At 58.3% G+C, this 403-nt stretch carries 1 protein-coding gene; it reads right to left on the reverse strand.

Features of this window, described 5'->3' with window-relative positions:
• Positions 1-63: 63 nt before the first annotated feature.
• The coding region (gene fetB / locus WCE05_RS26285) for an iron export ABC transporter permease subunit FetB (RefSeq protein WP_368816879.1) at positions 64-403 on the reverse strand (340 nt) is incomplete at its 5' end.

Here is a 403-nt window from a genome sequence, read left to right on the forward strand (position 1 = left end):
GAACTATGCGGAACGTATCCTAAGTAGCCCGGGTAAGGCGTGAACGCCGCAACCCGGGATCGTTCACGGGCGCTTTTTCAGCTGCGTCACCACCAGCTGATGGCGGGCGTTGAAGAACTTCCGGTAGGTCAGATAGCCGGCGATAATCGTCGACAGGCTGGCGGTCGACAGCAGCATAAAGGTCACCATGATCTGGTACTTAATCGCCTTCACCGGGTCAATACCGGCAAAAATCAGCCCCGACATCATCCCAGGCAAGCTCACCAGACCGACCGTTTTCGCCGAATCGACGGTGGGAATCAATGACGCGCGAATGCTCTCGCGAATCAGCCGCGCTGAGGCCATCTTCGGCGTCGCGCCGAGGCTCAGTTTCTCCTGAATCTGCTGCTGCTCGCTGCTGAAG

The organism is Pseudomonas sp. I2 (genome assembly GCF_040984075.1).
GTDB classification, from domain to species: domain Bacteria; phylum Pseudomonadota; class Gammaproteobacteria; order Pseudomonadales; family Pseudomonadaceae; genus Aquipseudomonas; species Aquipseudomonas guariconensis_B.